Below are 13,834 nucleotides of genomic sequence, written 5' to 3'. Positions count from 1 at the left end.
ATAATAGATAAAAGCAGACTGAGCCACAGTCTGCTTTTTTATGTTACATTTTATGATTTTGTTTTACTGGAACTTTTATTGGTTCTTTTGCTAATAAGAGCTGAACGCCGAAGTATAGTATGCTTGCAAGTGTCATTCCAGAAACGGCATCTAAAAAGGCATGCTGCTTCGTAAATAGCGTTGATAAAATAATAAGTGTACCGAAGAAAGTAAGGATGTAATATTCAAAAGCATGTTGTTCTCTACGCTTAAAGGCAGCTAACATAATTACAAATGTAGTAAGAACGTGAATGCTAGGGAAACAGTTTACCGGTTGATCGATACTATAAATATAGCGAACTAGTTCAGAAAATACATCTGTTCCAACGACAGTCGGACGCGGTACAGTTGTTTGCCAAAAATAATAAATAGAAAAACAAGCAAGCTTTCCAAAAATAACACTACTTAAAGTGACATAATATTGCTTTCGGTCAGCGAAGCAGTAATAAATAAGTGCGCCGTATAAGTATGGAAACCAAAGTAAATAAGGAATAATAAATGCTTTTACAAATGGAATCCAATCATCTACTACAGTTGTAACGTCTACTGCGTGAACAGTCGATTTATTTAATACGTCGTAAAGGGGACTTACGAGTACGAGTAGAAGTATATAACTTAACGGAAGAAAAGATGAAAGTTTAAATTTCTTCATGTTGATCTCCTATGTTTAGTAATGTAAGTAAATTCAATTGATTATAATATAGAAACGTGAATTGGGCTATCGATTTTACTTACATTTTCTTGAATTAACCTTACGTTTTTGTCACTTGACTAAAAAGAAGGGGGAGGGTGCTAAATGAAGCGTTTATCGTATTTCTTATTTTTTATATTGATATGCCTAGTCGGTGCTGGGTGTGCAAAGGATAAAGAAGGAGAGAAATTAGAATATAACGGAAGAGCACTCGTAATTGGAGTTGTTGGAGAAAAGCCGAAAGATACGTTTAGGAATGTAAAGTTTGAGGAAATGAAGTTAGAGGCACTGGAAAAGAAATCTAAGGAAGTGGATGGTTTTCTAATAATGAAAGATCACTTTCAAGAAGCCTCAACAGAGCAGTATAAAAATGTATTTTCATCGCTAAAGAAACCAGTATTTTTTATCGGTTTACAAGATAAATTATATTCAATTTTTATTACAAAAGGGATAGAGTATAACAGTGCACGAAAAGATGTAAATGCGATGTATACGCAAGGTTTTGCGAATATCGGAAGTGGTGAAGGGCAACAATGGGCAATTGGTTTATCAAATGGTGGAAACACAGAAGAAAGTATTCATAATATGTATATCGTAGTATTTCAAACAATTGCAGATTATTTGAATAGATGATGAAGGAGCCTGCAAAAGAGGCTTCTTATTTTTTTAAATAAACGTTTGTTTAAGCTGTATGTTCGGTAGGAAGAAACCGATGTAACTTAAGGGTTAAGAAAGAAAAATGGAGAATTAATCAAACGTTTGTTTAAGCTGTATGTTCGGTAGAAAGAAACTCATGTAGTTCAAAGGTTAACGAAGAAAAATGGAGAATTAATCAAACGCTTGTTTAAGATATATGTTTGGTGCAGAATCTAAAAAATTTATATATTTATTTTTTTCTTAACAAATGGCGGAAAAATAAGAAAAATTCGCAGGATTATTAAAAATTATCACGAAATAAGTAAAAGTTTAGCGAATAATGGTTTGAAATAATAAAACGTTTTCTATATGATAAAGGTAAAGGTTAGTAAAAAAGTAGGTGAATTTATGACAGTAACATTTTATTCATATCCAAAGTGTGGCACATGTCAAAAGGCAAAGAAATGGTTTGAGGCAAACGATGTAGCATATGAGATGATTCATATTGTTGAAAATCCACCATCAAAAGAAGATTTACGTAATTTACATGAAAAAAGTGAATTACCATTAAAAAAATTCTTTAATACAAGTGGAATGCGTTACCGTGAACTTGGTCTGAAAGATAAGTTGAAAGATGCAAGCGAAGACGAAATGTATGAGCTTTTAGCATCTGATGGCATGTTGATTAAACGTCCAATTGTAACAGATGGAACGAATGTAACACTTGGTTTTAACGAAGAGCAGTTTGAAAGTGTGTGGAAAAAGTACCAATAAGGTATTTTTACATAATTAATACATTCACTGGAGGTACAGTCATGAGCATTCCAAATAATTTACGTTACTCTGAAGAACACGAATGGGTAAAAACTGAAGGTAATGAAGTTGTTATCGGTATCACTCACTTTGCACAAGGTGAGCTAGGCGATATCGTATTCGTTGAACTTCCTGAAGTAGGTGCAACAATCGAAGCTGACGAGCCATTCGGAAGCGTAGAATCTGTTAAAACAGTTTCTGAGTTATACGCACCTGTAAGCGGTAAAGTTGTAGCAGTAAACGAAGAATTAAGTGACCAACCAGAACTTGTTAACGAATCTCCATACGAGGGTGCATGGATGGTTAAAGTTGAACTTTCTGATGCAAGCCAAGTTGAGAAGTTATTAACTGCAGAAAAATATGCAGAAATGACAAACCAAGACTAATTATAGTCGACTAAAGGACAGCCTTTGTGCTGTCCTTTTTTATTTTATGTAAAATAATGAATGTAGAATCATATACTAATTATCGTGTAGGAGAACGTTTTTTGAAAAAAATTTTCGTTTAATCTTTATGCAGGTTTAGCCGTTTTTGCTTTTCGTTGTCTAGCTCCAGCGACTAGATTGTTCGGTGGCTTCGCTTCTTCCTACAAGGCAAAAAGCGCCTCTACGTCAGAAGCTCCATCCCCCTCACAATCTAAACGAGCCGCTTCCGCTTTTCATTGTCCATCTCCAGCGGCTAGCCCTTCATGTCTAAGAACCTTCCGCACGAGAAGACAAAAAGCGTCTTCTGTACGGAAGAACCTTAGCCAACAGGGCTAAACAGTCGGTTTCGCTTTTCTTTTGCAAGAATAAACAGGAAACAACATGAAAATAACGAATATACTATATACTAAGTTCAAGGTTATATAGTATATGGTGATCGGGTGATGACATATGATTTATGTAGAAAAAGTCATTATTGTAGAAGGTACATCAGATAGAAGAAAGATTGAATCTATTATTCGTGAACCGGTGGAAATTGTTTGTACAAATGGTACAATTGGTTTATCGAAAATGGATGAGCTCGTTGATCAGTTTTTTGATAAGGAAGTGTATGTGCTAGTAGATGCTGATGATGCTGGAGAAAAGTTAAGGAAACAATTTCGAAAAGAATTTCCGCAAGCCGAGCATATCTATATTGATCGCTCGTACCGAGAAGTGGCAACTGCGCCATCTACACACTTAGCAAATGTATTATGGGGAGCCGACATTGACGTTTATACAGAATATTTACGGTAAGGAATGATAGAAGTGATTGATTGGACAGGAGCCGAAGCTACATCCCTAATAGAGAACGAAGAAAAAACAGTGTTATATGTATATACTCCAATGTGTGGAACATGCCAATTAGCAAAAAAGATGTTAACAGTCGTTGAGATGACAATTGAAGAGTTGAAAATTGGGATGTTAGATTTAAATTATGCTCCACATTTAGCAAAAGAGTATGGGATTGAAAGTGTACCTTGTTTACTTGTTTTTGAAAATGGGACACTGATGAAGAAGATATACGCATTTCATTCGGTTGAATATTTATATACGGAATTAAAGTAGGCGGCAAAATTTTTGCCGCCTCGACATATTTCTTGGGAAATATGTCGAGATGCAGGATGGATACAGTATTTGTCGAGCGAAAATAACAGGATTGCTCTTTAGTGAGAGGGAATGGTATGTAATAGAAAGTGATATGAAGGATGTGATTTAGGGTGAGATTATATTCTTTGCTTCAATCATTTGTAAATTACGCTAATGGTCAATATCATTTAGAGCCGCTTTTAAGACGAGAGGAAAAAACTGTTAATTTCCGTTTGGGAGATGAAAGTTGTTCGTTACAAATTTCAAGAGATTATATAGAGCTGGTACATGAGGAAAGAGGAACGGAACAAATCATTTGCTTAGACGAAAAGGATATAGAACAATTGGTTAATGGAAATGTACGATTGCAAATGTTAATGAACGATGGACGTGTACAATATTCGGGAACGTATCGAACGATGCTATTAGTCGAATCGATGTTTCATATATGTAAACCGATGTCAGTAGGTGCTTAAAATTCTGAAGGTTCATTTTTTGCGAAAATTTCTGTTGACATGGTGTTTGGATATTGATACAATTCAATTCATAAAATATAGACAATTTCATAAATTACAAATCAGACGAAAATTGAATCTGATTTCTCTTATCAAGAGAGGTGGAGGGACTGTGCCCTGTGAAGCCCGGCAACCGTCAACTTATGTTGAAATGGTGCCAATTCCTGCAAAGCAAATGCTTTGAGAGATGAGAGAGAGGGATAATGTTGTTATATACGCACATAAACCTTTCTGCTTCTCTAAAGCAGAAAGGTTTTTTTATTGTTTGAATGTGGAGGACATTCAAACAATAAAAGTAGTGATAACGGTGGACTACACGCATTAAACATAAAAAATTGCGGAGTCGACCTAAACAAAAAAAGGGGTGATACATCATGATTCTATTAGAGAATGTAAAGAAAATATATAAAGCAAAAAGCGGTGATGTCACTGCTGTAGATAACGCCAATTTAAAAATAGAAAAAGGCGAAATATTTGGTGTTATCGGATATAGCGGCGCTGGGAAAAGTTCTTTAATCAGATTGTTTAATCAGTTAGAAAAACCGACTTCTGGCCAAATTACAATTGCGAATCGTGTTATATCAACAATTACAGGAAGTGAACTTCGTAAGGCAAGGCAAGAAATCGGAATGATTTTTCAACACTTCAACTTACTTTGGTCACGAACTGTACGTGAAAATATTGAGTTTCCACTTGAAATTGCAGGTGTTGATAAAACGAAGAGAAGAAAACGTGTTGATGAATTAATTCATCTTGTCGGATTAGAAGGAAGAGGAGACGCGTACCCATCTCAGCTGAGCGGGGGACAAAAACAACGCGTTGGGATTGCAAGAGCATTAGCTAACAACCCACAAGTACTTTTATGTGATGAAGCAACGTCGGCTCTTGATCCAGAAACGACAGATCAAATTTTGGATTTACTATTAGACATCAATAAGCGCCTTGGTTTAACAATTGTACTCATTACACATGAGATGCACGTAATTCGAAAGATTTGTAATCGAGTGGCGGTAATGGAGAGAGGAAAGATTGTAGAAACGGGTCCAGTACTTGATGTATTCCGTAATCCGAAGCAAGATATTACGAAACGATTTGTACAGCAGTTAACAGATTCTGAAGATACAAATGAAACGATTGAAAGTTTAATTGAAAAATATCCAGATGGAAAAGTAATTCGTTTGCAGTTTATTGGTGAGGCTGTAGAAAGACCAGTGCTTCAACGATTGATGCAACGCAGTGATATAGAAGTTAGCATTTTGCAAGGAAATATCGCACAAACGAATAACGGTTCTTACGGTAGTTTAGTTGTTCATTTAAATGGTGAGGAAACAGCGATCCAGCAAGCAATAGAAGGAATTCATCAAGATCAAGTAGAGCTGGAGGTGATTGCACATGGATAAGTTACTCGCAAATGTTGATTGGAATCAAATGTTAGAAGCAACGGGTGAAACGTTATATATGACGGCAATCGCAGCTCTTGCGACATTTGTTTTAGGACTAATTTTAGGATTGTTACTCTTCATGACAGCGAAAGATAATTTATGGGAAAACAAATCAATTAATACGGTGATTGGAGCATTCGTAAATATATTCCGTTCTATACCGTTCATCATTTTAATTATTTTATTAATCCCATTCACAAAGATTCTTCTTGGAACAATTCTTGGAGCAAGTGCAGCGCTGCCGGCTTTAATTATTGGAGCGGCACCATTCTACGCGAGAATGGTTGAAATCGCACTTCGCGAAATTGATAAAGGTGTAATTGAAGCTTCAAAAGCAATGGGAGCAAAAACAAGCACAATTATTTTGAAAGTGTTAATTCCAGAATCGTTACCAGCATTAGTATCTGGTATTACGGTTACGACAATTGCTTTAGTAGGATATACAGCAATGGCGGGAGTTGTTGGTGCTGGTGGCCTTGGAACACTTGCTTACTTAGAAGGATTCCAAAGAGGAAATAACGATGTAACAATCGTTGCGACAATTTGTGTATTACTAGTTGTATTTTTAATTCAGTGGATTGGTGATAGTTTAACGACTCGAATAGATAAACGATAATAAAAAACGGGAGGATGTTTCAAATGAAAAAATTATTACTTACGGCACTTATTTCAACTTCAATTTTTGGCTTAGCTGCTTGTGGCGGGAAAGATAAAGATGAAAAGAAGCTTGTTGTTGGTGCTTCTAACGTACCGCACGCTGAAATTTTAGAAAAGGCAAAACCGTTACTTGAGAAAAAAGGAATTGAATTAGAAGTGAAAAAATTCCAAGATTACGTGTTGCCAAATAAATCGTTAGCGGATAAGGATTTAGATGCAAACTACTTCCAGCACATTCCGTATTTAGAAAAAGAAATTAAAGATAAAAAGTATGACTTTGAAGTAGCAGGGAAAATTCATTTAGAGCCAATTGGTGTATATTCTCAAAAATATAAGAGCTTAAAAGAACTTCCGGACGGAGCGACAATTATTATGAGTAATTCTGTTGCTGACCATGGACGTGGTTTAGCAATTTTACAAAAAGAAGGTATTTTAAAAGTTAAAGATGGGGTAGATCCAGTTAAAGCAACTCCAAAAGATATTGCAGATAATCCGAAAAATCTAAAATTCAAAACGGATATCGAGCCTGGTTTATTGCCACAAGTGTATAACAATAAAGAAGGCGACGCTGTTTTAATTAACTCTAACTATGCAATTGATGCAAAGTTAAATCCGGAAAAAGATGCAATTGCAATTGAAGGAAATGATTCACCGTACGCAAACATAGTAGCTGTTCGTAAAGGCGATAAAGATAAGAAAGAGATTAAAGCTCTTGTAGAAGTATTACATTCTAAAGAAATTGAAGACTTCATTAATAAAGAATATAAAGGGGCAGTTGTTCCTGTAAAAGAATAATTGCTGAAAAGGGCTGGTGTATGCCAGCCTTTTTTATAACTACATAACTATAGGGGAGAAGGGGACATCATATGAGAAAGATTCTATTGTCAGTTGTTACAGCGCTGTCTGTATTTACATTAGCTGCTTGCGGAGGGAAAGAAGAGAATAAGCTTGTTGTTGGAGCTTCTAACGTGCCGCACGCTGTTATTTTGGAGAAAGCACAGCCAATCTTAGAGAAAAAAGGCATTAAGTTAGAGATTAAAAAGTTCCAGGATTATGTACTGCCAAATAAAGCGTTAGCGGATAAGGAAATTGATGCGAACTACTTCCAACACATTCCTTACTTAGATAAAGAAATTCAAGAAAAGGGATATAAAATTGTAAACGCAGGAAAAATCCATTTAGAGCCAATGGGGATTTATTCTAAGAAATATAAAAGTTTAAAAGAATTGCCAGATGGCGGAACAGTTATTATGAGTAATAACGTAGCGGAGCGTGGCCGTATGCTCGCATTGTTACAAAAAGGCGGCGTTATTAAATTAAAAGACGGTGTAGATGTTGTTAAAGCGACAGTAAAAGATGTTGTAGAAAATCCGAAAAACTTAAAGTTTAAAACAGATGTAGAGCCTGGATTGTCACCAAAGCTGTATGAAAATAATGAGGGAGATGCTTTATTTATTAATTCGAACTATGCAATTGATGCAAAATTAAATCCAACGAAGGATGCAATTGCGATTGAAGGATCAGACTCTCCGTATGCAAACATCATTGCAGTTCGTAAAGGTGACGAGAAGAAAAAAGAAATTAAAGAATTAGTAGAAGTATTGCATTCAAAAGAAATTCAAGACTTTATTAATAAAGAATATAAAGGTGCTGTACTTCCGATAAGTGAATAATTATAAGGAAAGGACTGGGAATTTACCGGTCCTTTTTTCTTTATATAAATAAGAAGAAAGGTGTATCATATAAAGGTGAAAAGGAAATACTTATATACATTTGTGAAAAAACGGTTACTTTTTTTCGTCGTTTGCGATATCATTTTATTTGATATAAAATTAGAATGAGAATAAAATGAGAATATGAACGTTTTAGGAATTTTTAAAATGTATATATAGGATTAATGGAGGTATTGAGATGGCTGGTTCTACATTAACGGTTAAAGACTTACACGTATCAATTGACGGCAAAGAAATTTTAAAGGGTGTAAACCTTGAAGTAAAAGGTGGAGAAATCCACGCAATTATGGGACCTAACGGAACAGGTAAATCAACTTTATCTTCTGCAATTATGGGTCACCCAAAGTATGAAGTAACAGAAGGTAGCATCATCATCGACGGTGAAGATGTATTAGAAATGGAAGTAGACGAGCGCGCACAAGCGGGTCTATTCCTAGCAATGCAATATCCAAGTGAAATTAGCGGAGTAACAAACGCTGACTTCTTACGTTCTGCAATTAACGCACGTCGTGAAGAAGGCGATGAAATTTCTCTTATGAAATTTATCCGTACATTAGATAAAAACATGGAATTCCTAGAAATGGATCCAGAAATGGCACAACGTTACTTAAACGAAGGTTTCTCTGGTGGAGAGAAAAAACGTAACGAAATTCTTCAATTAATGATGATTGAGCCAAAAATCGCAATCTTAGACGAAATCGACTCAGGTCTTGATATCGATGCATTAAAAGTTGTATCTAAAGGTATTAACCAAATGCGCGGCGAAGAGTTCGGTTGCCTAATGATTACGCATTACCAACGTTTATTAAACTACATCACTCCAGACTTCGTTCACGTTATGATGAACGGTCGTATTGTTAAATCTGGTGGCCCTGAGCTTGCACAACGTCTAGAAGCTGAAGGTTACGACTGGATTAAAAAAGAATTAGGTATTGAAGACGAAACAGCAGAGCAAGAAGCGTAAGAGAGGAGCATAAACATGACAATCGGTACATTACCTTTCGATCAAGAAACAATCCGTCAGCGCGCAAGCGAAGTAAACGAAGCTGCTTGGTTGACTGAGTTCCGCTTACAAGCTCTTGCACAAGCAACAGAACTTCCAATGCCAACGCCTGATAAAACGAAAATTGAAAAATGGGACTTTATCGGAAAAGGCGACGCTGCTAAGCAAGAGCCTGTAAGTTCTTTAACAGAGCTTCCAGAAGCAGTGAAAAACTTAATCGATGAAAATAACAGTGTATTAGTACAACGTACTGGTACAACTGCGTTCGTTTCTTTAGCAGACGAAGCAAAAGAAAAAGGTGTTATTTTTACAGACATCGTAACAGCTGCAACAGAGCATGCTGAACTATTACAAAAGTATTTAATGAAAGATGGCGTGAAGGTAGACGAGCATCGTTTAACTGCACTTCATGCTGCATTAATCAACGGCGGTGCATTCGTATATGTTCCGAAAAACGTTGTTCTTGAAACTCCACTTCAAGCTGTATTCTTAGTAGACGGCGAAGAAGCTAACGTATATAACCATGTATTATTCGTAGCTGATGCGAACAGTACTGCAACTTATGTAGAAAACTATGTTGCAAATGAAAATGCTAAAGGTATTGCAAATATCGTAGCAGAAGTAATCGTGGAACAAGGCGCACAAGTTAAATTTGGTGCGGTTGATCTATTAGCAAAAGACGTAACAACTTACGTTAACCGCCGCGGTGTTGTTGGACGCGACGGCCGCATTGATTGGGCTCTAGGCCTTATGAATGACGGAAATACAATTTCCGAGAACGTTACAAACTTAATGGGCGACGGTTCATATGCTGATACGAAAACAGTAACAATTGGCCGTGGTAACCAAACACAAAACTTTACAACTAAAGTTGTTCACTTCGGTAAACACTCTGAAGGTTGGATTTTAAAACACGGTGTACAAAAAGATAGTGCAACATCTATCTTTAACGGAATTGGTAAGATTGAACACGGTGCATCTAAATCAAACGCACAACAATCTTCTCGCGTTCTTATGTTAGATGAGAAAGCTCGTGGGGATGCAAACCCAATTCTTTTAATCGACGAAGATGATGTAATGGCAGGTCACGCAGCTTCAGTAGGCCGCGTAGATCCGTACCAATTATACTACTTGATGAGCCGTGGTATTCCAAAACGCGAAGCAGAACGTTTAGTCATCCATGGATTCTTAGCACCTGTAGTAAATGAGCTTCCAATTGAAGGAGTAAAAGCACAGCTTGTTGAGGTAATTGAAAGGAAAGTTCGCTAATGAATATTCATGAAATACGCAAACAGTTTCCAATTCTTGATCAAAAAGTGAACGGCAAACAACTTGTATATTTCGATAGTGCAGCAACTTCTCAAAAACCAATTCAAGTCATTGAAACGTTAGAACGTTACTATAAAGAATATAATTCTAACGTGCATCGCGGTGTTCATACGCTCGGTACGAAAGCTACCGACGCGTATGAAGGTGCACGCGAGAAAGTTCGCAAGTTTATTAACGCGAAATCAATGGAAGAGATTATTTTCACGCGCGGAACGACAACTGCATTAAATACAGTAGCGGCTAGCTATGGTCTTGAAAATGTAAAAGAAGGCGATGAAATCGTTATTTCTTACATGGAGCACCATAGTAACATCATTCCGTGGCAACAAGTTGCGAAGAAAACTGGTGCAACTTTAAAATACCTTCCGCTTCAACCAGACGGTACAATTTCTTTAGAAGATGTTCGTCAAACAGTTACACCGAATACAAAAATCGTTTCTATTATGCAAGTTTCAAACGTGCTTGGAACGATTAACCCTGTAAAAGAAATCGGAGCGATCGCACACGAAAATGGCGCAATTATGGTCGTTGACGGTGCACAAAGTACACCTCACATGAAAGTAGATGTACAAGATTTAAACTGTGATTTCTACGCATTATCTGCTCATAAGATGTGCGGACCTACAGGCATCGGCGTATTATATGGTAAAAAAGAATTGCTGAACAATATGGAGCCAATTGAATTTGGCGGTGAAATGATTGATTTCGTAGATTTACAAGAATCTACTTGGAAAGAGCTTCCGTGGAAGTTTGAAGCAGGTACACCGATTATCGGTAATGCAATCGGACTTGGTGCGGCAATTGATTTCCTAGAAGAAATCGGTCTTGATAATATTGAAAAGCATGAACATGAATTAGCGCAATACGCTTTAGAAAGACTATCAGAAGTAGATGGCGTTACAATTTATGGTCCAAAGCATCGCGCTGGTCTTGTTACATTTAATATTGAAGACGTACATCCTCACGATGTAGCGACTGTATTAGATGTAGAAGGCATTGCAGTTCGCGCAGGACATCACTGTGCACAACCGCTTATGAAGTGGCTAAAAGCTTCTTCAACAGCACGTGCGAGCTTCTATTTATATAATACAAAAGAAGAAATTGATACATTTGTTGAATCGCTAATCAAGACAAAGGAGTATTTCACAAATGTCATTTAATAATTTAGATACGTTATATCGTCAAGTTATTATGGATCATTATAAGAATCCTCGTAACAATGGCGTGTTAGAAGATAGTGTTACTGTTAACTTGAACAATCCAACTTGCGGCGATCGTATTCAACTTACGATGAAAGTAGAAGAAGGTATTGTGCAAGAGGCGAAGTTTGAAGGCGAAGGATGTTCAATCTCAATGTCTTCAGCTTCAATGATGACACAAGCGGTAAAAGGTAAGAAAATTGAAGAAGCACTTCAGCTTTCGAAAATTTTCTCTGACATGATGCTAGGAAAAGAGTACGATGACAGCATCGATTTAGGAGATATTGAAGCATTACAAGGCGTATGCAAGTTCCCTGCACGTATTAAATGTGCAACATTAGCGTGGAAAGCGTTAGAAAAGGGCTTAAACGAAGATAAGTAATGTTAAAGGTTCCTAAAAATGAGGTTATCTAAGGAGGGACACACCAACATGGCGAAGCAACTGCCAGATATCGGCGATTACAAATATGGTTTCAAAGACAAAGACGTTTCGATTTTCCGTGCTGGACGCGGTTTAACAAAAGAGATCGTTGAAGAGATTTCACGTATGAAAGAAGAACCACAGTGGATGTTAGACTTCCGTTTAAAATCACTGGATAAGTTCTATGAAATGCCAATGCCACAATGGGGCGGCGACTTAAATGACTTAGATTTCGATGAAATTACGTACTACGTAAAACCATCTGAGAAATCTGAGAAGTCTTGGGATGAAGTACCTGATGAAATTAAAGCAACATTTGATAAATTAGGTATTCCAGAAGCTGAGCAAAAATATTTAGCTGGTGTATCTGCACAGTACGAATCTGAAGTTGTATACCACAACATGAAAGAAGACCTAGAAGCTCTAGGAATCGTCTTCAAAGATACAGATAGCGCATTAAAAGAGAACGAAGATATTTTCCGTGAGCATTTCGGAAAAGTAATCCCACCAACAGACAACAAATTCTCTGCATTAAACTCTGCAGTTTGGTCTGGTGGATCATTCATCTACGTTCCAAAAGGTATTAAAGTTGATACACCACTTCAAGCGTATTTCCGTATTAACTCTGAAAATATGGGACAATTCGAGCGTACGCTTATCATCGTAGACGAAGGTGCACACGTACACTACGTAGAAGGTTGTACAGCACCTGTTTACACTACTAACTCACTTCACAGTGCGGTAGTAGAAATCATCATTAAAAAAGATGCGTATTGCCGTTATACAACAATCCAAAACTGGGCGAACAACGTATACAACCTAGTTACAAAACGTGCGGTTTGTGAAGAAAACGCGACGATGGAATGGATTGATGGTAACATCGGATCTAAATTAACGATGAAATACCCAGCAGTTATCTTAAAAGGCGAAGGCGCTCGTGGTTTAACATTATCAATCGCGATTGCTGGTAAAGGCCAACACCAAGATGCTGGTGCGAAAATGATTCACTTAGCACCAAACACGTCTTCAACAATCGTTTCTAAATCGATTGCGAAGCATGGTGGTAAAGTAACTTACCGTGGTATCGTACACTTCGGACCAAAAGCGAAAAACTCTCGCTCTAACATCGAGTGTGACACGTTAATCATGGATAACCAATCTACATCTGATACAATTCCTTACAACGAAATCAAAAACGATTACGTTTCACTTGAGCACGAAGCGAAAGTATCGAAAGTATCAGAAGAACAATTATTCTACCTAATGAGCCGCGGTATTTCTGAGCAAGAAGCTACAGAAATGATCGTAATGGGCTTCATCGAGCCATTCACTCGCGAACTTCCAATGGAATACGCAGTTGAAATGAACCGCCTAATCAAGTTTGAGATGGAAGGTTCTATTGGTTAAATAGAAATGCGGAGCCGACTGTTCAGACCCGTTGGCTAAGGTTCTTTCGCACAGAAGATGCTTTTTATCTTCTCGTGCGGAAGGTTCTTAGACATGAGGGTTTAGGAGGCAAAGCTGGACAATATTTAAAGTGGAAGCGGCTTGTTCAGTATGTGAGGGGGATGGAGCTTCTGACGTAGAGGCGCTTTTTGCCTCATAGGAAGAAGTGAAGCCACCGAACATTCTAGCCGCTAGAACTGGATAATATATGTATGAAGAAAGCGCCCTGCTGTGCAGGGCGCTTTTTTGTTTTGCGGATTTGTCTTGGCTTGGGAGAGGATACCCGGGTGGGTGTTCAGCTAAATATATCAACGATTTTTCAAATATATCGATCATAAACGGGAAAATATCAACGAT

The 13,834-nt window shown here is 37.2% G+C and carries 16 protein-coding genes and 1 riboswitch; of the genes, 15 read left to right on the top strand and 1 reads right to left on the bottom strand.

Annotation, left to right across the window (positions count from 1 at the left end; translation table 11 throughout):
• Window positions 1-43: 43 nt before the first annotated feature.
• Window positions 44-691 carry a phosphatase PAP2 family protein gene (locus tag DOS87_RS27220; protein WP_000713769.1) on the bottom strand — a complete coding sequence of 216 codons (648 nt, stop codon included), beginning with the start codon at window positions 689-691 and terminating at the stop codon, window positions 44-46.
• 144 nt (window positions 692-835) lie between these two features.
• On the opposite strand from DOS87_RS27220, the gene DOS87_RS27215 reads away from it, so the two are divergent.
• The 15 genes from DOS87_RS27215 to sufB all read left to right on the top strand — a co-directional run bounded on the left by DOS87_RS27215 (window position 836) and on the right by sufB (window position 13,438).
• The gene (locus tag DOS87_RS27215; protein ID WP_000826875.1) at window positions 836-1,363 is read left to right on the top strand and encodes a hypothetical protein; all 528 of its coding nucleotides are present in this window, start codon (window positions 836-838) and stop codon (window positions 1,361-1,363) included.
• A 411-nt stretch (window positions 1,364-1,774) separates the two neighbouring features.
• Window positions 1,775-2,140, top strand: coding sequence for an arsenate reductase family protein (locus DOS87_RS27210; RefSeq protein WP_000218968.1), 366 nt, complete (start codon window positions 1,775-1,777; stop codon window positions 2,138-2,140).
• Window positions 2,141-2,181: 41 nt separating this feature from the next.
• Window positions 2,182-2,565, top strand: coding sequence for a glycine cleavage system protein GcvH (gene gcvH / locus DOS87_RS27205; protein ID WP_000026896.1), 384 nt, complete (start codon window positions 2,182-2,184; stop codon window positions 2,563-2,565).
• 489 nt (window positions 2,566-3,054) lie between these two features.
• Entirely contained in the window at window positions 3,055-3,399 is a 345-nt protein-coding gene (locus DOS87_RS27200; RefSeq protein WP_000640870.1) for a toprim domain-containing protein, read from the top strand.
• 3 nt (window positions 3,400-3,402) lie between these two features.
• On the top strand, window positions 3,403-3,711 hold the full coding sequence (locus DOS87_RS27195) for a thioredoxin family protein (protein ID WP_003280640.1): 309 nt from the start codon (window positions 3,403-3,405) through the stop codon (window positions 3,709-3,711).
• Between the two features lie 152 nt (window positions 3,712-3,863).
• Window positions 3,864-4,208, top strand: coding sequence for a hypothetical protein (locus DOS87_RS27190; protein ID WP_001242143.1), 345 nt, complete (start codon window positions 3,864-3,866; stop codon window positions 4,206-4,208).
• 125 nt (window positions 4,209-4,333) lie between these two features.
• Window positions 4,334-4,441, top strand: a riboswitch (SAM riboswitch).
• Between the two features lie 180 nt (window positions 4,442-4,621).
• Window positions 4,622-5,647, top strand: coding sequence for a methionine ABC transporter ATP-binding protein (locus tag DOS87_RS27185; protein ID WP_000601782.1), 1,026 nt, complete (start codon window positions 4,622-4,624; stop codon window positions 5,645-5,647).
• Window positions 5,640-6,305, top strand: coding sequence for a methionine ABC transporter permease (locus tag DOS87_RS27180; protein ID WP_000359401.1), 666 nt, complete (start codon window positions 5,640-5,642; stop codon window positions 6,303-6,305). Before DOS87_RS27185 ends, DOS87_RS27180 begins: the two co-directional genes overlap by 8 nt.
• 23 nt (window positions 6,306-6,328) lie before the next feature.
• Window positions 6,329-7,141: a methionine ABC transporter substrate-binding lipoprotein MetQ gene (gene metQ / locus DOS87_RS27175; RefSeq protein WP_000735090.1), complete on the top strand. Its 813-nt coding sequence runs from the start codon at window positions 6,329-6,331 to the stop codon at window positions 7,139-7,141.
• Between the two features lie 71 nt (window positions 7,142-7,212).
• On the top strand, window positions 7,213-8,019 hold the full coding sequence (gene metQ / locus DOS87_RS27170; RefSeq protein ID WP_001226751.1) for a methionine ABC transporter substrate-binding lipoprotein MetQ: 807 nt from the start codon (window positions 7,213-7,215) through the stop codon (window positions 8,017-8,019).
• A 238-nt stretch (window positions 8,020-8,257) separates the two neighbouring features.
• A complete protein-coding gene (sufC, locus tag DOS87_RS27165) occupies window positions 8,258-9,043 on the top strand; it encodes a Fe-S cluster assembly ATPase SufC (RefSeq protein ID WP_000929162.1) in 786 nt (261 codons plus the stop codon).
• 15 nt (window positions 9,044-9,058) lie between these two features.
• The gene (gene sufD / locus DOS87_RS27160; RefSeq protein ID WP_000152177.1) at window positions 9,059-10,351 is read left to right on the top strand and encodes a Fe-S cluster assembly protein SufD; all 1,293 of its coding nucleotides are present in this window, start codon (window positions 9,059-9,061) and stop codon (window positions 10,349-10,351) included.
• A complete protein-coding gene (gene sufS / locus DOS87_RS27155) occupies window positions 10,351-11,571 on the top strand; it encodes a cysteine desulfurase SufS (RefSeq protein ID WP_001020767.1) in 1,221 nt (406 codons plus the stop codon). The genes sufD and sufS overlap by 1 nt, the downstream gene beginning before the upstream one ends.
• Window positions 11,561-11,992, top strand: a complete 432-nt coding sequence (gene sufU, locus DOS87_RS27150) for a Fe-S cluster assembly sulfur transfer protein SufU (protein WP_000009525.1) — start codon at window positions 11,561-11,563, stop codon at window positions 11,990-11,992. Before sufS ends, sufU begins: the two co-directional genes overlap by 11 nt.
• Window positions 11,993-12,040: 48 nt before the next feature.
• Complete coding sequence (gene sufB / locus DOS87_RS27145) at window positions 12,041-13,438, top strand: Fe-S cluster assembly protein SufB (protein ID WP_001118824.1); 1,398 nt, start codon at window positions 12,041-12,043, stop codon at window positions 13,436-13,438.
• Window positions 13,439-13,834: the final 396 nt, after the last annotated feature.

This window comes from Bacillus sp. CR71 (genome assembly GCF_003429245.1).
GTDB lineage: Bacteria > Bacillota > Bacilli > Bacillales > Bacillaceae_G > Bacillus_A > Bacillus_A thuringiensis_S.
This window is presented reverse-complemented; position numbering and strand designations above follow the sequence as displayed.